This is a genomic window from Kitasatospora sp. NPDC101108 (assembly GCF_055584725.1).
Genome location: NZ_JBVJLM010000014.1, coordinates 64,226 through 90,670 on the forward strand (window position 1 = coordinate 64,226; position 26,445 = coordinate 90,670).

At 72.6% G+C, this 26,445-nt stretch carries 27 protein-coding genes and 1 tRNA gene; 15 read left to right on the forward strand and 13 right to left on the reverse strand.

Annotated features, from left to right (window positions below; translation table 11 throughout):
• Positions 1 to 19 precede the first annotated feature (19 nt).
• Genes ACZ6Z8_RS27140 through ACZ6Z8_RS27155 form a run of 4 tightly spaced genes read right to left on the reverse strand, consistent with a single transcriptional unit; the run spans position 20 to position 3,478 of the window.
• A complete protein-coding gene (locus tag ACZ6Z8_RS27140) occupies positions 20 to 2,044 on the reverse strand; it encodes an Ig-like domain-containing protein (RefSeq protein WP_465612647.1) in 2,025 nt (674 codons plus the stop codon).
• Positions 2,045 to 2,093: 49 nt separating this feature from the next.
• Positions 2,094 to 2,972 carry a hypothetical protein gene (locus ACZ6Z8_RS27145; protein WP_465612648.1) on the reverse strand — a complete coding sequence of 293 codons (879 nt, stop codon included), beginning with the start codon at positions 2,970 to 2,972 and terminating at the stop codon, positions 2,094 to 2,096.
• Between the two features lie 55 nt (positions 2,973 to 3,027).
• Positions 3,028 to 3,312, reverse strand: coding sequence for a hypothetical protein (locus tag ACZ6Z8_RS27150; protein ID WP_465612649.1), 285 nt, complete (start codon positions 3,310 to 3,312; stop codon positions 3,028 to 3,030).
• Positions 3,313 to 3,316: 4 nt separating this feature from the next.
• Positions 3,317 to 3,478, reverse strand: coding sequence for a hypothetical protein (locus ACZ6Z8_RS27155; protein ID WP_465612650.1), 162 nt, complete (start codon positions 3,476 to 3,478; stop codon positions 3,317 to 3,319).
• Positions 3,479 to 3,788: 310 nt separating this feature from the next.
• Between ACZ6Z8_RS27155 and ACZ6Z8_RS27160 the strand changes: the two genes are divergently transcribed.
• Positions 3,789 to 4,790 carry a helix-turn-helix transcriptional regulator gene (locus ACZ6Z8_RS27160; RefSeq protein WP_465612651.1) on the forward strand — a complete coding sequence of 334 codons (1,002 nt, stop codon included), beginning with the start codon at positions 3,789 to 3,791 and terminating at the stop codon, positions 4,788 to 4,790.
• A gap of 412 nt (positions 4,791 to 5,202) precedes the next feature.
• Here the strand turns inward: ACZ6Z8_RS27160 and ACZ6Z8_RS27165 are convergent.
• The 3 genes from ACZ6Z8_RS27165 to ACZ6Z8_RS27175 form a co-directional block, all read right to left on the reverse strand.
• Positions 5,203 to 5,276: transfer RNA gene (locus ACZ6Z8_RS27165), tRNA-Pro, on the reverse strand.
• 99 nt (positions 5,277 to 5,375) lie between these two features.
• Positions 5,376 to 6,320, reverse strand: coding sequence for a metallophosphoesterase (locus tag ACZ6Z8_RS27170; RefSeq protein WP_465612652.1), 945 nt, complete (start codon positions 6,318 to 6,320; stop codon positions 5,376 to 5,378).
• A gap of 24 nt (positions 6,321 to 6,344) precedes the next feature.
• On the reverse strand, positions 6,345 to 7,013 hold the full coding sequence (locus ACZ6Z8_RS27175; RefSeq protein WP_465612653.1) for a CGNR zinc finger domain-containing protein: 669 nt from the start codon (positions 7,011 to 7,013) through the stop codon (positions 6,345 to 6,347).
• 90 nt (positions 7,014 to 7,103) lie between these two features.
• Here ACZ6Z8_RS27175 and ACZ6Z8_RS27180 point away from each other — a divergent pair, with 90 nt between their 5' ends.
• Positions 7,104 to 7,556: a GatB/YqeY domain-containing protein gene (locus tag ACZ6Z8_RS27180; protein ID WP_030288130.1), complete on the forward strand. Its 453-nt coding sequence runs from the start codon at positions 7,104 to 7,106 to the stop codon at positions 7,554 to 7,556.
• 197 nt (positions 7,557 to 7,753) lie between these two features.
• On the opposite strand, the gene ACZ6Z8_RS27185 is transcribed toward ACZ6Z8_RS27180, so the two are convergent.
• Positions 7,754 to 10,015, reverse strand: coding sequence for a transglycosylase domain-containing protein (locus ACZ6Z8_RS27185; protein WP_465612654.1), 2,262 nt, complete (start codon positions 10,013 to 10,015; stop codon positions 7,754 to 7,756).
• A 504-nt stretch (positions 10,016 to 10,519) separates the two neighbouring features.
• On the opposite strand from ACZ6Z8_RS27185, the gene ACZ6Z8_RS27190 reads away from it, so the two are divergent.
• Positions 10,520 to 10,843, forward strand: a complete 324-nt coding sequence (locus ACZ6Z8_RS27190; protein WP_030240986.1) for a WhiB family transcriptional regulator — start codon at positions 10,520 to 10,522, stop codon at positions 10,841 to 10,843.
• A 42-nt stretch (positions 10,844 to 10,885) separates the two neighbouring features.
• Here the strand turns inward: ACZ6Z8_RS27190 and bagB are convergent, their stop codons facing one another.
• A complete protein-coding gene (gene bagB / locus ACZ6Z8_RS27195) occupies positions 10,886 to 12,040 on the reverse strand; it encodes an ATPase BagB (RefSeq protein WP_465612723.1) in 1,155 nt (384 codons plus the stop codon).
• 17 nt (positions 12,041 to 12,057) lie between these two features.
• Entirely contained in the window at positions 12,058 to 13,146 is a 1,089-nt protein-coding gene (bagA, locus tag ACZ6Z8_RS27200; RefSeq protein WP_465612655.1) for an ATPase BagA, read from the reverse strand.
• A gap of 244 nt (positions 13,147 to 13,390) precedes the next feature.
• Between bagA and ACZ6Z8_RS27205 the strand changes: the two genes are divergently transcribed.
• From ACZ6Z8_RS27205 to ACZ6Z8_RS27225, 5 genes are all read left to right on the forward strand, one after another.
• Positions 13,391 to 13,549, forward strand: coding sequence for a DUF4177 domain-containing protein (locus ACZ6Z8_RS27205; protein WP_094743074.1), 159 nt, complete (start codon positions 13,391 to 13,393; stop codon positions 13,547 to 13,549).
• A complete protein-coding gene (locus tag ACZ6Z8_RS27210; protein ID WP_465612656.1) occupies positions 13,546 to 14,013 on the forward strand; it encodes a RidA family protein in 468 nt (155 codons plus the stop codon). Before ACZ6Z8_RS27205 ends, ACZ6Z8_RS27210 begins: the two co-directional genes overlap by 4 nt.
• Before the next feature lie 63 nt (positions 14,014 to 14,076).
• Positions 14,077 to 14,943 carry an NUDIX hydrolase gene (locus tag ACZ6Z8_RS27215; protein ID WP_465612657.1) on the forward strand — a complete coding sequence of 289 codons (867 nt, stop codon included), beginning with the start codon at positions 14,077 to 14,079 and terminating at the stop codon, positions 14,941 to 14,943.
• Positions 14,944 to 15,055: 112 nt separating this feature from the next.
• Entirely contained in the window at positions 15,056 to 15,229 is a 174-nt protein-coding gene (locus ACZ6Z8_RS27220; RefSeq protein WP_402816982.1) for a hypothetical protein, read from the forward strand.
• 34 nt (positions 15,230 to 15,263) lie between these two features.
• Positions 15,264 to 16,097: an MBL fold metallo-hydrolase gene (locus ACZ6Z8_RS27225; protein ID WP_465612658.1), complete on the forward strand. Its 834-nt coding sequence runs from the start codon at positions 15,264 to 15,266 to the stop codon at positions 16,095 to 16,097.
• A gap of 117 nt (positions 16,098 to 16,214) precedes the next feature.
• On the opposite strand, the gene ACZ6Z8_RS27230 is transcribed toward ACZ6Z8_RS27225, so the two are convergent.
• Both ACZ6Z8_RS27230 and ACZ6Z8_RS27235 read right to left on the reverse strand, forming a co-directional pair.
• On the reverse strand, positions 16,215 to 16,889 hold the full coding sequence (locus tag ACZ6Z8_RS27230; protein ID WP_030288117.1) for a Crp/Fnr family transcriptional regulator: 675 nt from the start codon (positions 16,887 to 16,889) through the stop codon (positions 16,215 to 16,217).
• A gap of 152 nt (positions 16,890 to 17,041) precedes the next feature.
• Positions 17,042 to 18,079: a DUF5937 family protein gene (locus ACZ6Z8_RS27235; protein ID WP_465612659.1), complete on the reverse strand. Its 1,038-nt coding sequence runs from the start codon at positions 18,077 to 18,079 to the stop codon at positions 17,042 to 17,044.
• Between the two features lie 113 nt (positions 18,080 to 18,192).
• Here ACZ6Z8_RS27235 and ACZ6Z8_RS27240 point away from each other — a divergent pair, with 113 nt between their 5' ends.
• Positions 18,193 to 19,011 carry an isocitrate lyase/PEP mutase family protein gene (locus ACZ6Z8_RS27240; RefSeq protein ID WP_465612660.1) on the forward strand — a complete coding sequence of 273 codons (819 nt, stop codon included), beginning with the start codon at positions 18,193 to 18,195 and terminating at the stop codon, positions 19,009 to 19,011.
• Between the two features lie 127 nt (positions 19,012 to 19,138).
• On the opposite strand, the gene ACZ6Z8_RS27245 is transcribed toward ACZ6Z8_RS27240, so the two are convergent.
• A complete protein-coding gene (locus ACZ6Z8_RS27245; RefSeq protein ID WP_465612661.1) occupies positions 19,139 to 19,927 on the reverse strand; it encodes an alpha/beta fold hydrolase in 789 nt (262 codons plus the stop codon).
• A 143-nt stretch (positions 19,928 to 20,070) separates the two neighbouring features.
• Between ACZ6Z8_RS27245 and ACZ6Z8_RS27250 the strand changes: the two genes are divergently transcribed.
• The 6 genes from ACZ6Z8_RS27250 (at position 20,071) to ACZ6Z8_RS27275 (ending at position 26,387) form a co-directional block, all read left to right on the forward strand.
• Complete coding sequence (locus ACZ6Z8_RS27250; RefSeq protein ID WP_465612662.1) at positions 20,071 to 21,711, forward strand: FUSC family protein; 1,641 nt, start codon at positions 20,071 to 20,073, stop codon at positions 21,709 to 21,711.
• A gap of 39 nt (positions 21,712 to 21,750) precedes the next feature.
• Positions 21,751 to 22,251 (forward strand): MarR family winged helix-turn-helix transcriptional regulator, encoded by a 501-nt coding sequence (locus ACZ6Z8_RS27255; RefSeq protein WP_465612663.1) that lies wholly within the window; start codon positions 21,751 to 21,753, stop codon positions 22,249 to 22,251.
• A gap of 260 nt (positions 22,252 to 22,511) precedes the next feature.
• Positions 22,512 to 23,471, forward strand: a complete 960-nt coding sequence (gene nth / locus ACZ6Z8_RS27260) for an endonuclease III (protein WP_465612664.1) — start codon at positions 22,512 to 22,514, stop codon at positions 23,469 to 23,471.
• A complete protein-coding gene (locus tag ACZ6Z8_RS27265; RefSeq protein WP_465612724.1) occupies positions 23,471 to 24,202 on the forward strand; it encodes an NUDIX hydrolase in 732 nt (243 codons plus the stop codon). The genes nth and ACZ6Z8_RS27265 overlap by 1 nt, the downstream gene beginning before the upstream one ends.
• Positions 24,203 to 24,248: 46 nt before the next feature.
• A complete protein-coding gene (locus tag ACZ6Z8_RS27270; protein ID WP_465612665.1) occupies positions 24,249 to 25,433 on the forward strand; it encodes a MarP family serine protease in 1,185 nt (394 codons plus the stop codon).
• A 252-nt stretch (positions 25,434 to 25,685) separates the two neighbouring features.
• On the forward strand, positions 25,686 to 26,387 hold the full coding sequence (locus tag ACZ6Z8_RS27275) for a metal-dependent hydrolase (protein WP_402816960.1): 702 nt from the start codon (positions 25,686 to 25,688) through the stop codon (positions 26,385 to 26,387).
• The last annotated feature ends 58 nt before the right edge of the window (positions 26,388 to 26,445 follow it).

A 26,445-nucleotide genomic window follows, 5' to 3' on the forward strand; every position in this document is an offset into this window, starting at 1 on the left:
CGGCGTGTACCGGTTGCGGTCAGGCGAGGTCGGCGCGGAACCAGTTCCAGCTGCCGTTGACCTTGTCGTTGTTGTCCCAGGTGTTGACGGGGGTGTTGAGGGTGGAGCCGTTGCTGGCGAACTTGTAGAGGGTGACGAGGCTCTTGCCGGAGGCGTCCTGGCCGGCGTTGTACATGACGGTGAGGTCGGTCTTGCCGGTGCCGCTGAACTTGCCTGCGACGAGCTTGGCCTTGTCCCAGGTCCAGCTGCCGTTGACCTTGTCGTTGTTGTCCCACACGTTGACGGGGGTGTTGAGGGTGGAGCCGTTGCCGGCGAACTTGTAGAGGGTGACGAGGCCCTTGCCGGAGGCGTCCTGGCCGCTGTTGTACATCACGACGATGTCGGACTTGCCGGTGCCGCTGAAGTCGCCCGCGACGGCCTTGACCGAGTTCCAGTTCCAGCTGCCGTTGACGTTGTCGTTGTTGTCCCACATGTCGACGGGGGCGTTGAACGTCGAGCCGTTGCTGGCGAACTTGTAGATGGTCAGCATGTTCTTGCCGGAGGAGTCCTGGCCGCTGTTGTAGAGGACGCCGATGTCGTCCTTGCCGGTGCCGCTGAACTTGCCGACCACGGGCTTGATCGCGTTCCAGTTCCAGCTGCCGTTGACCTTGTCGTTGTTGTCCCACACGTTCACCGGGTTCAGGACGCCGCCTGATCCGTTGTTGGCGAACTTGTAGATGGTCAGCATGTTCTTGCCGGAGCTGTCCTGGCCGCTGTTGTAGAGGACGCCGATGTCGGCCTTGCCGGTGCCGCTGAAGTCTCCGACGACCGGCTTGAGGTTGTTCCAGTTCCAGCTGCCGTTGACGTTGTCGTCGTTGTCCCACATCTTGACCGGGTTGAGGAAGCCGCCCGAGCCGTTGTTGGCGAACTTGTAGAGCGTGGTGAGGTACTTCCCGGTGCTGCTCTGGCCGCTGTTGTACATCACGACGATGTCGGACTTGCCGGTGCCGCTGAAGTCGCCTACCAGGATCTTGGCGTTGTCCCAGGTCCAGCTGCCGTTGACCTTGTCGTTGTTGTCCCAGGCGTTGACCGGGGTGTTGAACGTGGCGCCGTTGCTCAGGAAGGTGTACAGCGTCACCAGGTTCTTGCCGGAGGCGTCCTGGCCGCTGTTGTAGAGGACGGCGATGTCGTCCTTGCCGTCACCGTTGAAGTCACCGGTGGTCGTGGTCGCCGTACCCCGGTTCGCCACGAAGAAGGTGATGGGTGTGGATGCGGTACCCGCCGCGCCGGCGGCGTTCTTCGCGCTGACCGTCAGGGTGTGCGGGCCGTCGCCCAGCTTCCTGGTGTCGAACGGCGCCGAGTAGTTGGGGCCGGAGCCCGTGGCGGAGGCGACCGGGTTGCCGTCGATCGAGAAGTCGGCTTCGGTCGGCGTGCCGGCGCTCTCCGACACCGACGCGGTCAGGTTGATCTGGCCGCTGACGATGGTGCCGGCGGAGAGGCCGGTCACCGAGGCGACGGCGGGGGACGCGTCGTCGGCGATGTTGTTGTAGCGCAGCGCGGTGTAGTAGTTGGTGGGCCAGCCTTCGACGGTGGAGTTGTTGATGTTGGCGGAGGACGGCCCGTGGGTCGGGTTGTGGGAGTTGCTCTCCGCGTAGTAGGTGAAGTCGCCGCTCGCCTTGTTGGTCCAGTTCGCGAACAGGAAGGTGTGCTCGGCGGTGTAGTCGAGCGCGTCACCGGGCTGCAGGTCGGAGAAGCTGATCGAGGTGGAGACGTCGGGCAGGGTCTGGGTGACCAGGCTGTCGGTCAGGTGCCAGGCCATGGATATGAACCCCGAACAGTCCTCGCGGTACGTGCCGTTGGCGTCGGTCTTGTAGCCCGACTGGTTGTAGGGCACGCCCTCGTCGACCCAACTCTGGGCGCGGGCCAGCACTTCGCCGCGGGAGATCGTGCCCCCGGCGCTCGAAGCGGCGTGGGCGGCGGGCATGGCGATGAAGAGCGAGGAGGCGGCACAACCGGCCACGACGACGGCGGTCGAGCGGAGGGCGGCACGGGAGATACGGGACATGGCGATGTGGTCCTGACGAGTGGAGGGAAGGTCTTCGGCGTGCTGCGAGCTACTTCGTGGCGCTCGCGGAGTTCATCTGGTCGGCGAGAGCGGTGAGCGCCGACTGGTCGTCCTTGGTGGCGTACTTGGCGCCGTTCTCGGCGAGCTCCGGGAACTGCAGGGCGGTCAGCAGGTTTCCGCGCTGGACGAGGTAGATGTGGCTGGTCTGGGGCCCGGCTGCGGACATACCGCCGACCGCGGTCCACTGACGGGCGTAGGCGGTGCCGTCGCCGGTGGTGGCGGTCCGGCTGACCTGGGCGTCGGCGTTCACGCGGGCCTTGGCCTGCAGAGCGCGGGAGGCGTCCTGGCAGGCATCCATCGCGGCCGTCAGCGACTGGTAGGCGCGCTGGGCGGTGGCGGAGTCGGCGAAGCTGAACGAGTCCTGGACCGCGGGGGTCTTGAACGCACTGACGTAGCCCTGCTGCTGCCAGGTCAGGGCGCCGTGGACGGACGCGCACTCGTTGAGGCCGATGTCATGGGTGACGGGCTGCGTGTGCGGGGGGGCCATCGGCTTCCAGGAGGCTGCGGCGCTGTCCGGCAGCTTGGCCGGCGCCAGCGGCGGCGGCGGGGTCGTGGCGCTCGGCGCGGCCGCGGGGGCCGCGGTGCCGCCCGGTGTCGACGGCGCGGCCGTCGCGGAGGTGGGCGCGGCGGCAGAGGCTACGGCGGAGGCGGAGGCGGCGGCCGAGGCAGCGGCGGGGACAGCGGAATCGCCGGGGGCGATGGCGGAGGGGGAGCCGGAGGGCGCGGCGGAGGCGGCCACCGGTTGATCGGGCGCGGCGGCCGGGTGGCCGGGCGACGCGTCCGCGAAGCCGCTCACGGTCAGAACCGCAGCGACCAGGGCCGGGGCGCCGGCGAAGAGAGCGATGCGCCGGATGCTGTGCTGAGACATGGGGAATTTCTCCGTGAGCGACCGGGAAAAGACCGGATTCATGGGGTGGCGGAATTCAGCTGTAGATTCCTGGAATTCCGTAGAGGGACAGCGCCGTGGCGTGCCGCGCTCTGCGCAGCAGGTCCTCGGACTGCGTCTTCGCCTGTTCCTGACCGCCGACCCCGCGGCCGAGGAAGAGCGTCAGGTCGATTCCGCCCGCCTCGGCCCGGGCCCGGACGTGCTCCAGCCGGTCGGCCGGTGTGGCGTGCGCCCAGAGGACGTCGTGCACCAACTGGGCGTCTGCGTCCGTGGGCTCGTCGGCGGTGACGGCCGGTTCCAGACGGGCAAGCGCGACGAACATCCGCTCAGTCCCAGCCGATGCCCGCGGCCCGGGCCTGGACGGTGCTGGCGCCCGCCGGGGCGACGTCCCAGCCGATGCCGCTCAGGACGCTCGCGGCCGGTGCGGCGGAAATCATGAGCGCGCCGGCCGCGGCGAAACCGGTGACAATGCGAGCGACCCTGGACATGGCGGTACCCCCGTACGAAATCGAATGGATTGGCTGTGCGGATATTCCGCGGCTTCCGTCGGTTCCGGTCTTTCCTCGTCCGGCGTTCCCGACGAGGAATACTCTGCCGGACCGGTAGGCCGCTGGGGAGGGGTTTCCGCTGTCACCAAGCGTCCTGGCACCTTGGTGCCAGGACGGCCGCACCGGCAACCGCCGTGCAGGCATTCTGGGTGGATTCGCCCCTTGAATCCGTTTTCTTGCACGGCCTGTATGCGACTGAAATGATCATCAACGCACGGGCACGGACACCGTGCCGATCGGGGGGATCTTGATGCAGGACGTACTGGGCCTTCTAGGGCTCGAAGCCACCGTCACCGCCGTCTACGAGACCATGCTCGCCTGCCCCGCCCACGGGGTGGCCGAGCTGAGCGCCCGGCTGTCCATGCCGGAGTCCCAGGTCCGCGACGCGCTCGACCAACTGGCCGACAGCGAGCTGCTGCGGCCTTCCCGCGACGCACCGGGCACCTTCCGGGTGGTCAGCCCGGAGCTGGCCCTGGAGGCCGCTCTGCGTCGACAGGAGCAGGAACTGCTCCGCCGCCAGCAGGAGCTGGTCGCACAGCGGGCCGCCGCTGCCCGCGCGGTCTCCGAGTACGCCGACCGGCGCCCGCTCGCCGAGCACGAGGGCAGTGTGCGCCTGGTCGGACTGGACGCCATCCAGGCCCAGTTGGAGGCGCTGGCGCGGGAGCTCAGCACCGAGTGCCTGAGCGTGATGCCGGGCGGTGCCCAGTCACAGGCCAGCCTGGACGCCTCCCGCCCGCTGGACGAGGACGCGATGAGGCGGGGGATCTCGCTGCTGACCCTCTATCAGAACAGCGTCCGCAATGACGCGGCCACCTTCGGCTACGCGCGCTGGATGACCGGGCTGGGCGGGCAGGTGCGGACCGCCCCGGTGCTCCCACCCCGGCTGCTGGTCTTCGACCGGAAGGTCGCCGTCGTCCCCATCGACCCCGCGAACACCCGGCGGGGCGCGCTGTGCACCCGCGAGCCGGCCATCGTCGCCAATCTCGTCGCCCTGTTCGAGCAGACTTGGGAAACCGCCGTCCCCCTCGGCGCCGACACCACCTCCGGCTCCGAGGTCGAGCCCGGGCTCAGCCCGGTCGAGAAGGAACTGCTCAAACTGCTCGCGACCGGACTCACCGATGAGACCGCGGCCAAGCGCCTGGGCGTCTCGCTGCGCACCGTCCGCCGGCAGATGGCCGCGCTGATGGAGCGCCTCGACGCCAGCAGCCGCTTCGAGGCCGGCCTGAAGGCGGCCCGGCTGGGCTGGCTCTGACCACCCCCGAAGGCTTGCCGCCCTCGGCGACCGGCTCAACCGCCACCCTCGCCGGACGCTCGGCTGGGAAACCCCAGCCGAGCGTCCGGCGGAGCGGGAGCACGGCTACGCGGCGAGCGGCATCAGGACCTGGCACAGCACGCTGCACCTGGTCCTCGGGGATGAGCGGAGTACTCCCGGCCCTGCCGGCCGGGCGGATCCAGGAGGCGCTCGCCGTCCGTCGGCGGATGTGTCCCCGCCCACCCGTGGCTGTGCTCGACGCCCCGCTGAAGGGGGGTCAGTGGAAGCCGGGCCGGAGCGGCCTTCCGTGATCCACTCCCGGCACACTCCCCAGCGGCCCCCCGAGGGGTCGAAAAACCAGTCAGGGCCGGTCTCCCTTGCGGGAGACCGGCCCTGAGCTGGTCCTACTGGGTCGGGGTGGCGGGATTTGAACCCACGGCCTCTTCGTCCCGAACGAAGCGCGCTACCAAGCTGCGCCACACCCCGGTCTTTCTTTTGCCGCTCCGTCTCCTTCGCGACGAGTAGAACTCTACCGGACGCTCGCCGAGACACGAAATCCGGTTTCGGGCGGGCGTCCGGCCGGGGTCAGCGGGGGGTGGGGGTGAGGGTGAGGAGGGTGGCTTCCGGGGGGCAGGCGAAGCGGACCGGGGTGTAGCGGTTGGTGCCGCAGCCTGCGGAGACGTGGAGGTAGGAGCGGTGGCCGCCGGCCTGGTGGGTGGAGAGGCCCTTGACCCGGCGGGTGTCGAGGTCGCAGTTGGTGACCAGGGCGCCGTAGAAGGGGATGCAGAGCTGGCCGCCGTGGGTGTGGCCGGCCAGGATCAGCGGGTAGCGGTCGGCGGTGAAGGCGTCGAGGACGCGCAGGTAGGGCGCGTGGACGACGGCGAGGGAGAGGTCGGCGTCGGCGGAGGGGCCGCCGGAGACCTCGGCGTAGCGGTCGCGGCGGATGTGGGGGTCGTCGAGGCCGGTGAACTCCATGTCGAGGCCGTTGACGGTGAGGCGGCCGCGGGTGTTGGTCAGGTCGAGCCAGCCGGCCGCGTCGAAGCCGTCGCGGAGCTTCTCCCAGGGGTTGTGGACGGCGCCGCTGATGCCGCGGTTGCCGGTGCCGTCGGGGTTGTTCATCCCGTGGACGCCGCTGCGCATGGCCTGGAGGTAGCGGGCCGGGTTCTTGCGGGCCGGGCCGTAGTAGTCGTTGGACCCGAAGACGTAGACGCCGGGGAAGTCCATGAGCGGCCCGAGCGCGTCGAGGGTGGCCGGGACGCCGAGCGGGTCGGAGAGGTTGTCGCCGGTGTTGACCACCAGGTCGGGGCGCAGGCCGGCCAGGCTCTTCAGCCAGCGCTGCTTCTTGCCCTGCCCGCTCACCATGTGGATGTCGGACACCTGGAGGATCCGGACGGGCTTGGCGCCGTGCGGCAGGACGGGGACCTCGACCCGGCGGAGCCGGAAGGCACGCACCTCGTACCCGACGGAGTAGGCGAGGCAGGCGGCGCCGGCGGCGGCGACACCGAGGGGAACGGAGTACAGCGGTCGCATCAGCCCATGCTCTCAGACGGTGGATCAGCTGGTGAACGTCCGGTGGCCCGCTGCGGGCACGGCCCCCGCGCCGGGCTCCTCGGACTCCCGCCGGGCGCGCAGGGCCCGGACCTTGTTGCGGTTGCCGCACCGCTCCATCGAGCACCAGCGCCGTCGCCCGGGCCGCGAGGTGTCGACGAAGACCAGCCGGCAGTTGTGCGCCCCGCACTCCCGGATCCGGTCCGCGTACGGGCCGGTGAGCAGGGCGATGGCGTCCCGGGCGAGGGTGGAGACCAGCTGGGCCCCGTCGGCGGGCAGCGGGGCGGCCGCGGTGCCGTCCGGGGCGATCTGCGGGACGAGCGGCGGGTGGGCGGCGGCCCGGTTGAGGGCGGCGTGGTCCGCCGCGGGACCGGTCGTGCCGTGGGCGCGGGCGGCGGCCAGCCGCCAGAGGGCGTCGCGCAGGGTGCGGGCGTCGGCGAGCTGCTCGGCGGTGATCCGTACGGCTCCGGCGGGCAGCCCCAGCCGGGAGCGGGGGAGCCAGTCGGCGAGGTCGGACGGGCGGTGCAGGACCTCGTAGCGGGCGAGGTCGCCCGGGCCGCCGGTGGTGAGCAGTTCGAGGCAGAGGGCGCCGGGGTCGAAGAGGAAGCTGCTGCCGCCCGGAGTGGTGAGGACCAGGCCGGGGGCGGGGTCCGGTGCTCCGTCTCGATCAGTCATGTAACCAGGGTAAGTGGTTACAGGTCGGGCACACGGGGCCCGGCGCTTAATGGCAAGCGACCGAACGGCGCAGGTGGGAGACTCGTGGCCATGACGACGCTCAAGGAGCAGCTGCAGGAGGACCTCACGGCTGCCATCAAGGACCGGGACGAGCTGCGCTCGTCCACCATCCGGCTCACGCTGTCCGCTGTCACCAGCGAGGAGGTGGCGGGCAAGGAGAAGCGCGAGCTGTCCGACGCCGAGGTGCTCAAGGTGATCACCCGCGAGGCGAAGAAGCGCCGCGAGGCGGCCGAGGCCTTCGACCAGGGCGGCCGGGTCGACCAGGCCGCGCGGGAGCGTGCCGAGGGCGAGGTGCTGGCGGGGTACCTGCCCAAGCAGCTGTCGGACGAGGAGCTGGCCGCGATCGTGGCCGCCGCCGTGGCCGAGAGCGGGGCGAGCGGCCCGCAGGCGATGGGTGCCGTGATGAAGCTGGTGAAGCCGAAGGTGGACGGTCTGGCCGAGGGCGGCCGGGTGGCCGCCGCGGTGAAGGCCGCGCTGGCCTGAGCGGGAAGCGCCGCACGCCGACGCACCGGCCCGCCGACCCGCCGACGCGCCGGCCCGCCGACCCGCTGACGCGCCGGCCCGCCGACCCGCTGACGCACCGGCCCGGCGACCCGCCGACACGCCGAAGGGGCGCCCCCCGGAAGATCCGGAGGGCGCCCCTTCGCCGTTCCTGCGGGTGAGAGGCGGGGCAGCCCCGGTCAGCCGTTGCCGCCGCCGTGCTTGCCGCCGTTGCCGTTCCCGTTGCCGTTCCCACCGCCGCCGATCATGCCCGGCGGGAGGGTGAACCCTCCTCCTATCACCCCACCGGGCCCGTTCCCAGGACCGGCCGGCGGCGGGTTCTGGGGCGCCGGCTGCTGCGGCGGCTGGGCGTTCGGGTCGGTCGCCGGGGGAGAGGCCGGCGGGGGCGTGGTGGCCTGGGGGTCCGGGATGTTGGTGGTCTGGATGGGCTCCAGGGGCGTGCCCTTGAGCGCCTGGTTCATCGCCATCTGCCAGATCGGACCGGGGCCGTCGGCGCCGAACACCTCGTCGAAGTGCTTGCCGCCGATGTTGATGTTCTTCATCTTGACGCCGCCGGCCGGGCCGCCGAGCCAGACCGCGGTGGCCAGCGACGGGGTGTAGCCGTCGAACCAGGCGGCCTTCTTCTCGTCGGTGGTACCGGTCTTACCGGCGATCTTGCGGCCGTCGTCGAGGCCGAGGGCGGCCGCGGTGCCCTTCTCGGTCACGTTGAGCAGGACGGTGTTGAGCGAGTCCGCGGTCTGCTCGGAGAAGACCTGGTTGCACTGGGACTGCGGGACCTTGAGGTCCTTGCCGTCGACCGTGGTGATCTTGTTGATCGCGATCGGGGTGCAGTACTTGCCGCGCGCGGCGAAGGTCGCGTAGACGTTCGCCATGGTCAGCGGGGAGAGCTCCAGGGTGCCGAGGACCATCGAGGGCACCTCCTGGAACGGGTCACCCTTGGCGGACTGGGTGATGCCCAGCTTGTTCGCCATCTGCTTCATCGCGCAGAGGCCGACCTGCTGCTCCATCTCGACGAAGTAGGTGTTGACCGAGAGCGCCATGGCCTGCTTGAGCTCGTACGGCCCGACCTCGCCGGCCGACTCGTTCTTCACCGTGGCCTTGGGCTTGTCGGTGTTCTTCCAGGTGCCGTTGCAGGTCGACACCTGGGGGTAGTCGATCTTGTTCTCGGACGGGAACGACTGGGTGTTCGACATGCCCGCCTCCAGCGCCGCCGCGGCGAGGATCGGCTTGAAGGTCGAACCGGTCTGGAAGCCGTTGCCGCCGCCCATCGAGGCGTCGACGTTGAGGTTGACGACGGTCTGGTTCTTGTTCGGGTCCAGGCCGTACGGGCGGGTCTGGGCCATCGCCAGGATCTTGCCGGTGCCGGGCTCCATCATGGTCGCCGCGGCCGACACCGGGTCGGTCACGTTGACCTTCTTGGTGACGGCGTTCTGGGCGGCGGCCTGCTTGTCCGGGTCCAGGGTGGTGTAGATGTTCAGGCCGCCGGTGTCCCAGAGCTTCTTGCGGTCGTCGGCGTTCTTGCCGAAGACCGGGTCCTGCTTGATCACGTGGCGGACGTAGTCGCAGAAGAAGCCCATGCCGGCCTGGGCGGTGATGCAGCCGTTCTGCGGGTCCTTGTACTTCAGGCCCAGCGGGGCGGCCTTCGCCTCCTTCGCCTGGTCGGCGGTGATGTGCTTGTTCTCCAGCATCTTGTCGATGACGACGTTGCGGCGCTTGATGGTGTTGTCCGGGTAGCGCACCGGGTCGTACTGCGACGGGTTCTGGACCAGACCGGCGAGGGTGGCGGCCTCGGCGACGGTCAGGTCCTTGTTGCTCTTGCTGAAGTAGCGCTGGGAGGCGGCCTCGACCCCGTAGGCCTGGTGGCCGTAGAAGGTGATGTTGAGGTAGTTGGTGAGGATCTGGTCCTTGGTCAGGTCCTCCTCCAGCTTGATGGCGACCTTGAGCTCCTGGATCTTGCGGCCCAGGGTCTTGCGCTGGGCCTCCAGGACGGCGGCCTGGTCGTCGCCGGCCTTCTCCACGTTGACGTTCTTCACGTACTGCTGGGTCAGCGTGGAGGCGCCCTGGGAGGCGGTGCCGCTCTCGGCGTTCTTGCCGACCGCGCGCAGGATGCCCTTGAGGTCGACGGCGCCGTGCTCGTAGAACCGGGCGTCCTCGATGTCGACCTGGGCGTGCCGCATGTACGGCGACATCTGGTCGGCAGCGAGCACGGTGCGGTCGCGCTCGTAGACCTTCGCGATCAGGCCGCCCTTGGCGTCGAAGATCTGGGTGGCCTGGGTGAGCGGCGGGGTCTTGAAGTCGTCGGGGATGTTCTGGAAGCTCTCCGCCGTGTCCTTGGCGGTCAGCCCCATGGCGCCGACGGCCGGCAGGGCGAGGCCTGCCAGCAGGACTCCGGAGAGCACGCTGACGCCCAGGAACTTCACGCCGTTGCCGACGTGGTCCATCGGTGATCCGCTGCTCCTGCGGCGCGGAGCTCCGGGGTTGCCTGGGGGCTGGGGGGCCGGTGGGCGCTTCGGTGCCATGGGGAGAACCCTACGTCCCCGAATACCGCACACAGGGGCAGGTGTTCGCCTAGGCTTGTCACAAGCTTGCGACAGCTTCGGTGCGTCAACATCACTCACTCTTGTGAGTGCGGAGACTTGCCCGAATTGCCCGCTGTTGCGCGGGTTTTGAGGCGGCTGAAGCCTGCCGCGTTCGAGTGGTCGGTCGCTCTCCGTGACGACGTCTGTGGCGAGAGTGCGGGCCTCCGGTCTGGCAAGGCCCGCGACCTGCGATCACTCCAACGAGTGAGATGACCGATACCCATAGTCCGATCGGGTCATTCGAGATTGAGCCCGAAGGGGCTGTTGCGCGCTGTCCTTCTTCCGTAACGTCCTCAACTGGCAACGGTGAATATGCCGTTGCCGCCGTGGGGGAGCCTCGAATCATCGGGAGAGGACGGCGCCGGCATGGGCTGGGTTGACGACTGGAGTGCGCAGGCCGCCTGCCGCACGAGTGATCCGGACGAACTGTTCGTCCAGGGGGCGGCACAGAACCGGGCGAAGGCGGTGTGCAGCGGCTGCCCCGTCCGTACGGAGTGCCTCGCGGACGCGCTGGACAACCGGGTGGAGTTCGGGGTGTGGGGCGGGATGACGGAACGCGAGCGCCGGGCGCTGCTGCGCCGCCGCCCGACGGTCATCTCGTGGCGCAGGCTGCTGGAGACGGCCCGCACCGAGTACGAGGAGTCCCTCGCGACCGGCGTGATACTGACGGACTACGCCCAGGCGGGCTGAGCCCGGCGGCAGCACGCCGTCGGCACCGGCCCCCCGGGGCGCTCACGCCGCGCCGCTGAGCCGCTCCCCGATGGCCCGCAGCCCGTCCAGGTCGTGCACGTCGCCCGGCAGCGCGGCCACCTCCACGATCGGCACGTCCGGGTACACCGAGACGAAGCGGTCCCGGGTGCGCCGCTCGCGCCCCATGATCTGCATCCGTTCGGCGTGCAGCCGCAGCAGTCCGGCCGCGAGCAGCTCCGCCTCGGGCGAGGAGTGCTCCGAGCCGTTCTCCTCCAGGGCCTCGGCGGCCGCCAGCGCCCGCTCCGCGGTGAGCTGCGGCGCGCCCGTGCTGTGCACCCGGTTGAGCACCAGTCCGGCCAGCGGCATCCGGTCCGCGGCCAGCCGGTCCACGAAGTACGCCGCCTCGCGCAGCGCGTCCCGCTCCGGCGCCGCCACCACCAGGAACGCCGTGCCCGGCGCCTTGAGCAGCTGGTAGGTGCGGTCGGCGCGCTCGCGGAAGCCGCCGAACATCGAGTCCGTCGCGCTGACGAAGGTCTGCACGTCGGTGAGCAGCTGGGCGCCGAAGATCTTGCCCAGGGTGCCGGTGAGCAGGCCCATCCCGGCGTTGAGGAACCGCATCGCGCTGCGCCCGCCGACCTTGGCCGGGGCGGTCAGGATCCGGATCACCCGGCCGTCCAGGAAGGACCCGAGCCGGTTGGGCGCGTCCAGGAAGTCCAGCGCCGAACGGGACGGCGGGGTGTCCACGACGATCAGGTCCCACTCCTCGGCGGCGCGCAGCTGCCCGAGCTTCTCCATCGCCATGTACTCCTGGGTGCCCGCGAAGCCGGCCGACAGGGACTGGTAGAACGGGTTCTCCATGATGGCCCTGGCCCGTTCGGGCTCGGCGTGGGCCAGCACGACCTCGTCGAAGGTCCGCTTCATGTCGAGCATCATGGCCTGGAGCTCGCCGTCGCCGGTGACGCCCTTGACCACCCGGGGGGTGTTGTCCAGCTCGGTCAGGCCCATCGACTGGGCCAGCCGCCGGGCCGGGTCGATGGTCAGCACCACGACCTTGCGGCCGCGCTCGGCGGCCCGCAGGCCGATCGCCGCGGCGGTGGTGGTCTTGCCGACGCCGCCGGATCCGCAGCAGACGATGATCCTGGTCCTCGGGTCGTCGATCAGCCCGTCGACCGCCAGCCGACTGCCGGTCGACGCCATGCCGTTGTCCGCCGCGGTCACGCCGCCCCCTGCCGCTTCAGTTCGCCCGCCAGCCGGTACAGCCCGGCGAGGTCCACACCCTCGCCCAGCAGCGGCAGTTCGTACGTCGGGATCCGCAGCTGCTGCAGGTCGGTGCGCTGCTCGCGCTCCAGCTCGACCCGCTCGGCGTGCTCCCTGGCCTGCTCCAGCAGCGGGTCGATCAGCGGCTCCACCGCGGCCCGCACCGTCTCCGCCCTGCGCGAGCGGCCCCCCAGCCCGGCCTCGCCGAGGGCCAGCGCCACCTCCTCGCGGTGGTCCCCGTCCACCGCGGAGACCGCCGCCGCGTCCAGCACCGGCGGCCGGACCATGTTGACCATCACCCCGCCCACCGGGAGCTTCGCCTCGCGCAGCTCCGCGATGCCGTCGACCGTCTCCTGCACCGGCATCTCCTCCAGCAGGGTGACCAGGTGCACGGCGGTCTCCGGCGACCTCAGCACCCGCATCACGGCCTGCGCCTGGGTGTGTATCGGGCCGATCCGGGCCAGCCCGGCGACCTCGGAGTTGACGTTCAGGAACCGGGTGATCCGCCCGGTCGGCGGGGCGTCCATGACCACCGCGTCGTACCGGCGCCGCCCGTCCGGGCCCTTGCGGCGGGCCGCCTCGCAGGCCTTGCCGGTGAGCAGCACGTCCCGCACGCCGGGGGCGATGGTGGTGGCGAAGTCGACGAAGCCGACCTTCTGCAGCGCCTTCCCGGCCCGGCCGAGCTTGTAGAACATCTCCAGGTATTCGAGCAGCGCCTGCTCGGTGTCGATCGCCAGCGCGAGCACCTCGCCGGCGCCCGTCCCGCCCGCGGGCGCCTCCCCGGCCGGCAGCCCCAGCTGGGACCGGGAGACCGAGGCGATCCGGCGCTCCTCGTACGGGAGCGCGGCGATCCCGAACAGCTCGGCGATGCCCTGCCGCCCCTCGACCTCGATCAGCAGCACCCGACCGCCGTCGGCGGCCAGGGCCAGGGCCAGCGCGGCGGCCAGTGTGGTCTTCCCGGTGCCGCCCTTGCCGCTGACCACGTGCAGCCGGACGCCTTCCCAGTCGGGGTCGCGCCGGGCCGCCTGGCCGGGGGTGCGTGCCACGCTCCGTCTCCGTCCGTCTCCGTCCCTACGGGCTCCCCTCCCGCGGGGCTCCCCTGTCGGGGGCCCGCGCGCGGACGGGGTCCCCCTCCATGAGGGTGCCCTCTCGCGAGGGTAACCAGGGAGCGCTCCCGATGCCTGGAGCACCCGGGGTGCCAGGACTGAATCATGCCCCCTTTGTGCCCCACCTCACACGCCGGTCGGCGGGCGGCGGCGATCGCCGGGACGCCTCGTCTAGAGTCTGGCCATGACCAAGTGGGAATACATGACGGCGCCCCTGCTCGTGCACGCCACCAAGCAGATCCTGGACAACTTCGGCGAGGACGGCTGGGAGCTCGTCCAGGTCGTGCCGGGCCCGAACCCCGAGCAGCTGGTGGCCTACTTCAAGCGGGAGAAGAACGCATGAGCCAGGTCGAGTCGAAGCTCGCCGAGCTGGGTCTGACCCTGCCGCCGGTGGCCGCCCCGGTCGCCGCCTACGTGCCGGCCGTGCAGTCCGGTGAGTTCGTGTTCACCTCCGGCCAGCTGCCGGTCGTCGGCGGCAAGCTGCCGAGCACCGGCAAGGTCGGCGCCGAGGTGTCCGCGGAGGAGGCCAAGGAGCTCGCGCAGACCTGTGCGCTGAACGCCCTGGCCGCCGTGAAGTCCGTGATCGGTGACCTGGACCGGATCGAGCGGGTCGTGAAGGTCGTCGGTTTCGTCGCCTCCGCCCCCGACTTCCACGGCCAGCCCGCCGTGATCAACGGCGCCAGCGAACTGCTCGGCCAGGTGCTGGGCGAGGCCGGCGTGCACGCCCGCAGCGCGGTCGGCGTCGCGGTGCTGCCGCTGGACGCCCCGGTCGAGGTCGAGATCCAGGTGCGCGTCAAGAACGCCTGAGTGTGATCGCGGAGGCGGGGTCGGGCCTGTCCAACCCCGCCTCCGTGCGCTTAGCATCCGGGCATGGACCATCGAGCTACGGCGCTCCCGATGCCGCCCGGCTGGCCCGCCCGGATCCGGGCGGTCGACTCCGGCCTGCTCACCCCGGCGGTGGCCAGGCCCGCCGCGACGGTCGTGCTGCTGCGCGACTGCCCCGACGGGCCGGAGGCCTACCTGCTGCGCCGTCGCACCTCGATGGCCTTCGCGGCCGGGATGTACGCCTACCCGGGCGGCGGGGTGGACCCGCGGGACGCCGAGGTCGAGCCCGGCTGGGCCGGGCCGTCCCCCGAGGAGTGGGCGCGCCGCCTCGGGGTGGACGCCCGGACGGCGCGGGCGGTGGTGTGCGCGGCCGTGCGCGAGACCTTCGAGGAGGCCGGCGTGCTGCTGGCCGGCCCGGACGCGCACAGCGTCGCCGAGCCGCGTGACTGGACCGCGGAGCGGGCCGCGCTGGAGGCGCACGAGCTGTCCCTCGCCGAGTTCCTGCGGGACCACGGGCTGGTGCTGCGCAGCGACCTGCTGGGCGGCTGGGCCCGCTGGATCACCCCGGAGTTCGAGGAGCGGCGCTACGACACCTGGTTCTTCGTCGCCGCCCTGCCGGCCGGTCAGCGCGCGGCGCTGGAGGTCGGCGAGGCCGACCGGGTCGCCTGGCTGACGCCGACCGAGGCGGTCCGGGGCTACCACGAGGGCCGGTTCGGCATGCTGCCGCCGACCGTGACGGTGCTGCGCGAGCTGTCGTCGGTCCGGACGGCCGCCGAGGCGCTGGCCGCGGCCGCCGGGCGGCGGCTGGAGCCGGTGCTGGGCCGGGCCGAGGTGCGCGGCGACCGGATGACGGTCCGCTGGCCCGGGTACGACGAACTGACCATCGACGGGGAGTTTCCCGAGGACTCCTGAGCCGGGGCCGCTGTTCCCGGGGCCGCTGACCACCACCGACCCCGGGGCCACTGACACCACTGACCACCGCTGAAAAGATGCCGATCAGACGATCAGAAAGGACCGATGACCGATGAACCACAACGACGTGGCTCGCCGGACGGCCCCCGAGCTGCCCGCCCGCCGACTGATCCCCCGTTCCCCGGCCTGCACCACCCAGGTCCCGTTCGTCGAGGTCGCCCAGCGCGCCCTCGTCCGGGCCCTGCCGCTGCGGGCCCTGCATCGCGACGGCGAGGGCGGCCGGTGAGCGAGCGGCGCGAGCGAACCACCGAGGGGTACGCATGAGCGGCCTCCTGCCGGGTGACCCCGCCGCCGTGGTCGGCGGCGAGGCCACTTCCCGGGCGCTGTGCGTGCTGGCGCCGAACCCGTCACCGATGACGCTGGACGGCACCAACACCTGGCTGCTCTCCGAGCCCGGCTCGGACCTCGCGGTGGTGATCGACCCGGGCCCGCTGCACGAGGGCCACCTGCGCCGGGTGATCGACCTCGCCGAGGAGCGCGGCAAGCGGATCGCGCTCATCCTGCTGACCCACGGCCACGCCGACCACTCCGAGGGCGCGGCCCGCTTCGCCGAGCTCACCGGCACCGAGGTGCGGGCCCTGGACCCCGCGCACCGGCTGGGCTCCGAGGGCCTGGTCGGCGGCCAGCGGCTGGACGTCGGCGGCCTCGACCTGCGGGTGGTCGCCACCCCCGGCCACACCTCGGACTCGCTGACCTTCCACCTGCCGGACGACGGCGCGGTCCTCACCGGGGACACCGTGCTCGGCCGCGGCACCACGATGGTCGCCCACCCCGACGGCCGGCTCGGGGACTACCTGGACTCGCTGCGCCACCTGCACACCATGGCCTCCGCCCACGGCGTCCGCACCGTGCTGCCCGGTCACGGGCCGGTGCTCGCGGACGCGCTCGGCGCCGTCGACTACTACCTGGCGCACCGGGCGACCCGGCTGGCCCAGGTGGAGACCGCGGTCGAGGCGGGCTGCCGGACGGCCGCCGACGTGGTCGCCCGGGTCTACGCCGATGTGGACCGGGCGCTCTGGCCGGCCGCCGAGCTGTCGGTGCGCGCCCAGCTGGAGTACCTGGAGGAGCACGGGCTGATCCCGGACCAGGACTGATCCGGGGCCCGGGCGTGCCCCGGGCCGGGAACGCCGAAGGGCCCGTCCGGTGGGACGGGCCCTTCACGGTGCTCGGGGCGCTCGGGGTGCTCGGACCCGCTGGACCCGCTCGGAGCGTCAGCGCGAGCGGCGGGACAGCCGCTCGACGTCCAGCAGGACCACCGCGCGCGCCTCCAGCTTCAGCCAGCCGCGGCCGGCGAAGTCGGCGAGCGCCTTGTTGACCGTCTCGCGGGAGGCGCCGACCAGCTGGGCCAGCTCCTCCTGGGTGAGGTCGTGGGCGACGTGGATGCCCTCCTCGGACTGGACGCCGAAGCGGCGGGAGAGGTCCAGCAGGGCCTTGGCGACGCGGCCGGGCACGTCGGAGAAGACCAGGTCGGACATCACGTCGTTGGTCCGGCGCAGTCGGCGGGCGATGGCCCGCAGCAGCGCGATCGAGACCTCGGGGCGGGCGTGCAGCCAGGGCTGCAGGTCGCCGTGGCCGAGGCCGAGCAGCTTGACCTCGGTCAGCGCGCTGGCGGTGGCGGTGCGCGGGCCCGGGTCGAACAGCGACAGCTCGCCGATCATCTCGCTGGGGCCGAGCACGGCGAGCATGTTCTCGCGGCCGTCCGGCGAGGCACGGTGCAGCTTCACCTTGCCCTCGGCGACGACGTACAGCCGGTCGCCCGGGTCGCCCTCGTGGAACAGCGACTCACCACGGGCGAGGGTGACCTCGGTCATGGAAGCGCGCAGCTCGCCGGCCTGTTCGTCGTCGAGTGCCGCGAAGAGTGCGGCGCGCCGCAGAACGTCGTCCACGTGCTTCCTCCTTCTCGGCCGTCCGGCGGGTGGGCCGTCCGGCGCAAGTTCCGTTCAGTGTTCTGCATCACCAAGCATGGCGCATGTCGCTCCGATCATATGAGGAGGGGGTGTGTCCGGGGGTGCGGTGCGGGGCCATTCGTACCGGCGGGTCACGGGGCGGGGCGCCCGGCGGGCGTCACCCGGTCGAACGTCTGCCCGTCGTGATCGAACAGGGAGTCGCCCACCGCCGTGCGGGCGGAGAGGACGGCGTGCCCGGCCCGGTGGGCGCTGGTCAGGCCCGCCGCGCGCAGGGCGGTGAGGTGCTGGGAGACGGCGGCCGGGGACAGTCCGGTCCGGCGGGCCAGCTCGGTGGTCGAGGCCGGGGAGTCCAGCTCGGCCAGCAACTGGGCCCTGGACCGGCCGAGGACGGCGGCCAGCGCGTCGGTGCGCGCCGCCGAGCCGGGCCGCTCCTCCCACAGCGTGGCCGTGCCGCGGGCCGGGTAGACCAGCTGCGGCGGGTCCGGCGGCAGCACCCGGGTAAGCACCCGCGGCCAGGCGAAGGCCGAGGGCACCAGCAGCAGCCCGGCCCCGGCGGTCAGCCGGGTGACGGCGCAGTGCCGCCGCTCCAGCCGCAGCGCGGTGCCGTCCCAGCGGACCGTCTCGTGCAGCTCGTCCAGCATCCGCGCGGGGCCGTGCTCGGCGGCCTGCCGGGAGCGGTGGAAGACGTCCGCCGCCAGCAGCGCCCGGATCCGCGCCCAGTACGGGGCGAGCGCCAGCTCCCAGTACGCCTCGATCTCGGTCGCGAGCCGGGGCAGCTGGCCGGACGGGTCGCGGTGCAGCGGCACCAGCGCGGAGGGCAGCCGGCCGCCGGCCTCGGCGGCCAGGATGTCGAGGTCGGCCCGGACCTGCTCGGCGCCGGTCGTGGTGATCACGGCCAGCTCCTCGGCGAGCGTGGTCGAGCAACCCGCGGGGGCGGGGTTGAGGAAGTCGGGCAGGTGGCCGTCGGGCGGGACCATCGCGGCCAGCCGGCCCCGGTCCAGCCCGGCGGCGGCCAGCCGGGCGCGCACCTGCCCGGCCCAGCGGCGGTGCAGCGCGGGGACGGCGGAGTGGGCGAGCGCGCGCAGGCTGGTCACCACCTCCTGCATGGGGCTGACGGCGAACCGGGTCAGTGCCAAGTCCTGGGTGGAGAACTGGAGTTCCGTCCGCATCCGCGGGCCCCCTTCGGAAGATTCGGCCCCAGCTTAATCACTGGTGGCGGCCTGCGGCCGGGGCGCAGGATGCCTGCGTCCCCACCGATCCGCACGAAAGCCGGTGACCCGATATGTCCACCACCCCCGAGGCCCGCGAGCGGGCGCTGCGGCTGCGCGAGCTCGTCGCGGAGGGCGTGCTCGTCCTGCCCAACGCCTGGGACGCGGGCAGCGCCGCGGTGATCGCCTCGGCCGGCGCCCGGGCGATCGCCACCACCAGCGGTGGCGTCTCCTGGTCGCTCGGCCACGGCGACGGCCAGCGGATGGACCGGGCGGCGGCGGTCGAGGCGGCCCGCCGGGTCGTCGCCGCGGTGGACCTGCCGGTCACCGTCGACGCCGAGGGCGGGTACGGGCCGCTGCCCGCCGACGTGGCGGCGACCGTCACCGAACTGGTCGGCGTCGGCGCGGCCGGGGTCAACCTGGAGGACTCGACGGCCGTCGGCGGGCCGCTGTTCGCGGTGGCCGAACAGACCGAGCGGCTGCGCGCGGCCCGCACCGCGGCAGCGGCGGCCGGACTGCCCGAGCTGCTGGTCAACGCCCGGACCGACGTGTTCCTGTTCGGTCTGGGCGGGCTCGACGACGTGCTGGCCCGGGCCGAGGCCTACGCCGAGGCGGGCGCCGACGGCCTGTTCGTCCCCGGGCTGCTGGACCTCGACGCCCTCAGCGAGCTGTCACGACGCTCCCCGCTGCCGGTGAACGCGATGGCCGGGGCGGGCGGTCCGAGCGTCACCGAACTCGCCGCCACGGGGGTGCGGCGAGTCAGCGTCGGCACCGGCCTCGCCCAGGCCGCGTACACCACGGCCCACCGGGCCGCCGTCGAACTGCTCGGCGCCGGGACGCTGACGGAGCTCGACGGGGCGCTCGGCTTCGGGGAGCTGAACGGGCTGTACTGAAGCGTGGGTTGCGGCGGCGTCAGCCGGTGCAGCCCAGTTCGGCCGGGCGATTCGACCCAAGGACAGCCGAGGCGTCGGTCAGGCGGAGGGTCGGACCCCCCGAGCGATGCCATCCACATCCTCACAGTCAGGCGTAGAACTTCAGCAGCTCCGGCACCAGTACCTCGGCCGCGACCTCGTGGGTCTGGTCGGCCAGCGTCCGGTACTCGGCGCCCGGCACGGCTTCGGCCACCGCGCGGGCGGGGGCCCGCAGCAGCTCCGGGCTGGCGCCGCCGTCCAGGACCAGGGTGGGCACCGCGACGGTGGCCAGCAGCTCGACCGGCACGGCCGCACCGGTCCGGGCGCCGAGCGCCGCCGCGTCGTACGCCAGGGTCGGCGCGACCGCCTCGAAGACCGGCCAGATCGGGGCGGAGCGCATCCCGTCCACCATCTCCCCGGGCATCCCCACGAAGGTCATGAAGGCCGCGACGGCATCCCCGCTCCGCCCCTCGGCGAGTGCTCCCTCCAGCTCGGTGACGTACCCGACGAAGCGCTCGGCCTGGCCGTCCTCGGTGCTGAACGGCGGCTCGTAGACGGCGAGTCGGGTCATCCCGACGCCCGCGGCGGCGGCCCGCAGCGCGAGTGCGGCGCCCGAGGAGATGGCGAAGACGGCCGCCGAGCCGCCGGCCGCCGCGACGACGGCGGCCAGGTCCTCGATCTCCCGCTCCACGGCGAACGGCGCGGTGTCCCCGCTGCCGCCGCGGCCGCGCCGGTCGTAGGCCCACACGGTGTGGTGCGCCGAGAGCTGCTCGGCGACCGCGACGCCCGGGTCGAAGGCGCGGTGGCCGATCGCCCCGTCGACCAGCACCACGGCCGGGCCGGAGCCGGTGACGGTGCAGGCGATGGTGGTGCCGTCGGCGGAGATCACGGTGCTCATGGGGGAGTTCCTTCTGTCGTCGTGCGAGTCGGTCATGGGGGTAGACCGGGGGTCACCGCAGAACTCATCGCTCCGGGAAGAAAATTTTTCCCGGCCCCCACGAGCAAACGTTTCACAGGTAAATTACCTGCTAATCTTCTTTCATGGCCACACCCGCCCAGTTCCGGCAGGCCCTCCGGGTCGGCCCGCCCGGGGACATCTGGCACAAGCCCGCGCTCAGCGCCGTCGTGACCCTCGGCCTCCTCAACCTCACCCTGCTCGCCCTCGGCCGACTCGACCTCGCGCTCTACACCTCGGCCGGCGGCCTCGGCGCGCTGTACGGCCACGGCCTGCCCTACCGCGCCCGGGCCCGCACCCTGGCCGGCGTGCTGCTGGGCACCGTGCTCAGCACCGCCGCCGCGCTCACCGCCTCCGCGCTGACCGGCGACGCCGTGGTGCTGGTCGCGGTGACGGCCGTGCTCGCCGCGCTGCACAAGCTGGGCTGCGACGCCGCCCGGATCGGGCCACCCGGCAGTCTGATCATCACCTTCACCACCGCCAGCTGCGCCTTCGTCCCGCAGCACCCCGCCGACCTCCCGCCGCACCTGGCGCTCACCGCGCTCGGCGCCGCACTGGCCTGGCTGGTCGGCATGGCCCCCGCGCTGCTGCGCCCGTACGGGCCCGAGCGGATCGCCACCGCCCGCGCGCTGGAGGCCGCCGCCCGGCTGGTCCGCACCCCGCCCGGCGCACCGGACGCGGCCGCCCGCACCGCCCTGGTCGGCGCGGTCGCCGCGGCCCGGCAGAGCCTCGCCCTCTCCTCCCCGACCCGGTGGCGCGCCCTCGGCGACGCGCCCGAGCGGCTGCTCGTCCACGCGGAGCGGGCGCTGGCCGCGCCCGCCGGGCGGGGCGACGAATCCGCTGGCGCCGCCGTCGCCGAGCGGTACCAGGCCTGGGCCCGTGACCTGCGCCGGGGCCGCCCCCTGCCGCTGCTCGACCTCACCGAGGCCGAGGCCGCCGAACTGCGCGCCCACCGCCCCGGCCCCCGCCCGCCGCTGCACCGGGTGCTGGGGCCGGGCTCGGCGCTGCTGCCGATCGGCCTGCGGGTCGCGGTCGGCTGCGCCGCCGCCGGGTGGATCTCGCTGGCGCTCGGCGTCGGCCGCCCGTACTGGGCGGTGGTCACCGCGGCCTCGGTGTTCCAGGCCAACAGCACGCTCTCCTGGCAGCGCGCGCTGCAGCGGGTGCTGGGCAACCTGATCGGCCTGGTGCTGTTCACCGCCGTGCTGCCCCTCGCCCACTCGGGGCAGCCCGCGATGATCGGGCTGGGGCTGCTGTGCCAGGTCGGCGCCGAGGCGACGATCGCCCGCAGCTACTGGCTGGCCACCGTCTTCGTCACCCCGATGGCCCTGCTGATGACCGAGTTCGCGGGCCTCCAGCCCGCCCGGACCCTGGTCGCCGACCGCTGGCTGGACACCTGCGTGGGCGCGTTCACCGGCCTCGCCGCCTGCCTGCTGGTCACCAACCGCCGCACCGCCACCCGGCTGTCCCGCGCCCTGGCCGCAGCCGAGACCGCCACCCGGGAGGCCCGGGCGGCGGTCGCCACCGCCGCGGCCGTCGGCTCCGGGTCCCTGGCGGCCCGGACCGGACTGGCCACCGCCCTGCTGGAACTGCGCGAGGCCGCCGACGCCGCCATCGGCGAGTGGCGCCGCCCCGCCCTCCCGCACCGGCGCACCGCCGACACCGAGCAGCACGCCCACCACCTGCTGGCGGCCCTCCTGGAGCGACGCGGCTCACCGGACACGCCCTAGGATCGACGGACGGTCGATCGCAGAACGGGAGCAGCGCACGTGGAGGACGTCGTCGCAGGTGTGCTGCGCCAGTGGGAGCGCGCCTACCCGGGCCTGGACACCGGGCCGATCGCCGTCCTCGGCCGGATCAACCGCTGCGCCGCGCTGCTCCAGCAGACGCCCGACCCGCTCACCCGGGCCGGCCTCACCCGCGCCGAGTTCGACATCCTCGGCGCCCTGCGCCGGGTCGAGGTCGAGCTGACGCCCACCCAGCTGGCCCGCGAGAGCTTCGCCTCCGGTGCCGCCGTCACCAAGCGCCTGCGACTGCTGGAGGAGCGCGGGCTGGTCAGCCGCCGCACCGACGAGCGGGACCGCCGGGTCGCCCACCTCTCGCTCACCGACGCCGGGCGGGAGCTGGTCGACGGCCTGATCCAGGAGCTCATCGCCTACGACCGGGCGCTGCTCTCCGGCCTCACCCCCGACGAGCAGGACCGCCTCGCCGAGGCCCTGGCCGGCCTGCTCAACACCCTTGAGGGCACCATCGGCCGCACACTGCGGTGAACGCCTCCCGGCCTCGGCCTCATGCGGCGTCAGCGGGTTCTCCCGCACCCCCAGCGCGGCGACGACCGTCAGATCGGCCTCGTACCCGAGCGGGGCGATCAGCCCCTGCCGCACGACGGTCATATTCTCGGCCAACAGGACCCTGATCATCCTTTCTCCCCCAGCCGGACCGCCCCCGTCGCACAACAGCCGCCCCGGCAGTCACTTCTTCCGTCCTTGATCGGCCCCGAGCGGTCCGCCGCTCGGCGTAGCCTTCGTGCATGGCAGAGAGCAAGGCCCGGAAGACCGCGACCGAGCCGGCCGCGGAGCCGGACGTGAAGCAGGCAGCGAAGCCTCCCGTGAAGCGGGCCGCGAAGGCTGCGAGGCCGGCCGCGAAAGCTGCGAAGGTTGCGCAGCCGGCCGCGAAGCCGAGGAAGCCGGAGTCGCACCTGGCGATGGTGCGGCGGGCCCGGCGGATCAACCGCGAGCTGGCGGAGCTGTACCCGTACGCCCACCCGGAGCTGGACTTCGAGAACCCGTTCCAGCTGCTGGTGGCCACCGTGCTGTCGGCGCAGACCACCGACCTGCGGGTGAACCAGACCACCCCGGCGCTGTTCGCGAAGTACCCGACGCCCGAGGACATGGCGGCGGCGAACCCGGAGGAGCTGGAGGAGGTCATCCGCCCGACCGGCTTCTTCCGGAACAAGGCGAAGGCGCTGATCGGCCTCTCCACCGCGCTGCGCGACGAGTTCGGCGGCGAGGTCCCCGGCCGGCTGGAAGACCTGGTGACCCTGCCCGGCGTCGGCCGCAAGACCGCCAACGTCGTGCTCGGCAACGCCTTCGGCGTCCCCGGCATCACCGTGGACACCCACTTCGGACGGCTGGCCCGGCGGTTCGGCTGGACCACCGAGGAGGACCCGGTGAAGGTCGAGCTGGCCGTCGCCGAGATCTTCCCGAAGTCGGAGTGGACGATGCTCTCGCACCGCGTGGTCTTCCACGGCCGCCGGATCTGCCACTCCCAGAAGCCCGCCTGCGGGGCCTGCCCGATCGCCCCGCTCTGCCCCGCCTACGGGGAAGGCGAGCTGGACCCGGAGAAGGCCCGCAAGCTGCTCAAGTACGAGATGGGCGGTCAGCCCGGCCAGCGGCTGAAGCCGCCGTCGGACTTCCCCGGCGAGGCCGCCGCCCGCGCCGACGCGGCCGCCCACCAGGGGCGGATCGCGGACCTGGGGGTGGACGCGTGATCAGGGGAGCCATCGAGCGGAGCGGCCTGCCGGGCTGGCTGGAACCGGTCCGGGACGCGGCCGAGCGGGTGCTGCCGGAGCAGCTGAGCCGCTTCCTGCCGCCGCGCGAGGGCGGCCGGGCGGCGGCCGTGCTGATGCTGTTCGGCGAGGGACCGGACGGACCGGACCTGCTGCTGATCGAGCGGGCCCGCTCGCTGCGCTCGCACGCCGGCCAGCCGTCCTTCCCGGGCGGCGCGCTGGACCCGGAGGACGGCGACCCGGACGGTCCCGGCCCGATCGCGGCGGCGTTGCGCGAGGCCTGGGAGGAGACCGGCCTGGACCCGGCAGGGGTGCAGGTCTTCGCCGCGCTGCCCCGGCTGTACATCCCGGTGAGCAGCTTCGTGGTGACCCCGGTACTGGGCTGGTGGCGCGAGGAGTCGCCGGTGCGCCCGGTGGACCAGGGCGAGACCGGCGCGGTGTTCCGGGTGACGATCGCCGAGCTCGCCGACCCCGCGAACCGGGTCCGGCTGCGGCACCCGTCCGGGCACATCGGGCCGGCCTTCGCGGTCGCCGGGCGGCTGGTCTGGGGGTTCACCGCCGGGGTGATCGACCGGGTGCTGCACCACAGCGGGCTGGAGCTGCCCTGGGACCCGTCCCGGATCGTCGACCTCTCGGACGACGCGCTCGCGCTCGTCCAGGGTGACCTCGAACACTCCCGTGCCCTGCCGGGCGGCGACGCCGCCGGCTCGTGACGGACCGTCGGCGCGGCACGGTCGCGAAGCGTGGGAGGGTGTCCGGGTGAACGTCCTGGATGTGCTGCTGATCCTCGCCGCTGTCGGATTCGCCGTTTCGGGCTACCGGCAGGGCTTCGTGGTGGGCGTCCTCTCCCTCGTCGGCTTCCTCGGCGGCGGCCTGCTGGCCGTCCAACTGCTGCCGCTGCTGCTCGACCACCTCAGCCCCGGCACCACCGCCTCGGTGGTGGCCGTCGTGGTGGTGATCGTCTGCGCCGCGATCGGCCAGGCGGTCACCGCCCACTTCGGCTGGAAGCTGCGGGGCCACATCGACCGCCGTCCGGCCCGGCTGCTGGACGCCTCCGGCGGCGCGGTGGTCAACGTGATCTCGATGCTGCTGGTGGCCTGGCTGATCGGCTCCGCGCTGGCCGGGACGTCGCTGCCGACGGTCTCCAAGCAGGTCCGGTCCTCGGCGATCCTCGGCGGCGTCCAGGACGCGCTGCCCGGTGACGCGCCGAACTGGTTCTCCGACTTCTCCAAGGTGCTCGCGCGCAACGGCTTCCCGCAGGTCTTCAACCCCTTCGAGCACGAGCCGATCACCCAGGTCGACACCCCCGACCCGGCGCTGGCCAACAGCCCGGCGGTGGCCAAGGCCCGGCAGAGCCTGGTCAAGGTGGTCGGCACCGCGACCTCCTGCGGCAAGACCCTGGAGGGCAGCGGCTTCGTCTTCGCCCCGCACCGGGTGATGACCAACGCCCACGTGGTGGGCGGCGTCGACGAGCCGACCGTGCAGATCGGCGGCGTCGGCCAGCTCTACGACGCCACGGTGGTCCGCTACGACTGGCAGCGCGACATCGCCGTCCTGGACGTGCCCAAGCTGAACGCGCCCCCGCTGACCTTCGCGGGCGAGGCGCGGACCAACGACAGCGCGATCGTCGCGGGCTTCCCCGAGAACGGCGCCTTCAACGTCCAGCCCGCCCGCATCCGCGGCCGGATCCAGGCCAACGGTCCGGACATCTACCACCGCGGCCAGGTGGTGCGCGACGTTTACTCGGTGCGCTCGCTGGTCCGCCAGGGCAACAGCGGCGGCCCGCTGCTCACCCCGGACGGCCAGGTGTACGGCGTGGTGTTCGCGAAGTCCCTGGACAGCGCGGACACCGGGTACGTGCTGACCTCGGCCGAGGTGCGCGAGGACGCGGTGGCGGGCGGCGGCGCGACCACCAGGGTGGACACCCAGGGCTGCGCGCTCTGACCTCCCGTCGTCCCGTGGGCGGTCGGTTCCGCGGGCGGTCAGCTCTGTGGGTGGTCGGCTCTGTGGGCGGTCGGTTCCGTGGGCGGTCGGTTCCGTGTGCGGCCGACGCGGGATTGCTGCCGGTGCGGGATTGCTGCCGGTGCGGGATCCGTCGAACCGTCAGTCCGCCCTGGTAGCCTCGGCCGCGCTCACCCGTTCGGCTCAACCGGGTTGCCGTCCCGGAGTGAGTCAACGGGAGGTCGTGGCAGTCCGATGATGGGTCATTCACACGCGGTGAGCGGGGCGATGCTGTACGCGGCCTCGGCCCCGTTCCTGCCTCCGCTGCTGCTGCACACCACGCTGCAGCCGGCGGACATACTGATGGGCACGGTGCTGTGCGCGGGCGCGGCGCTGCTGCCGGACCTCGACCACCACGACGGCTCGATCGCCAACTTCCTAGGCCCGGTCTCCAAGGCGCTCTGCCGCTTCGTGGCCTGGGCCTCCGGCGGGCACCGGCACGCCACCCACTCGCTGCTGTTCGTCGCGCTGATGGGCGGTGGCACCTGGGCGGGCGTCACCTTCCTGGGCCGCTACTTCACCCTTTCGGTGACGTTCTTCCTCCTGGCGCTGGCGATCCGGGCACTGCGACTCTGCCCGCCGAGCAACGGACCGGAGGCGTGGATCACCGTCATAGGCCTGGCCGCGCTCGGCACCTTCGGGATGAACACCTGGATGCCCAACTCTCCCGGCTGGCTGCCGTACGCGGTCGGACTGGGCACGCTGGCGCACCTGCTGGGCGACTGCCTGACCAAGAAGGGCGCGCCGCTGTTGTGGCCGCACAAGGAGCGCTACGAGATCGTGCTGATCAAGCGCAGCGGCAACAACGTCGAGACCAAGGTGCTGGTGCCGATCATGTCGGTGGCGACCTTCGTCCTGCTCTGGTTCACCGCGCTGTCGCCGCAGATCGTGAACTGAGCGACTGAGCGACTGAGCGGCTGTCCGGCTGTCCGGCTGAGTGACTGACCGGCTCAGC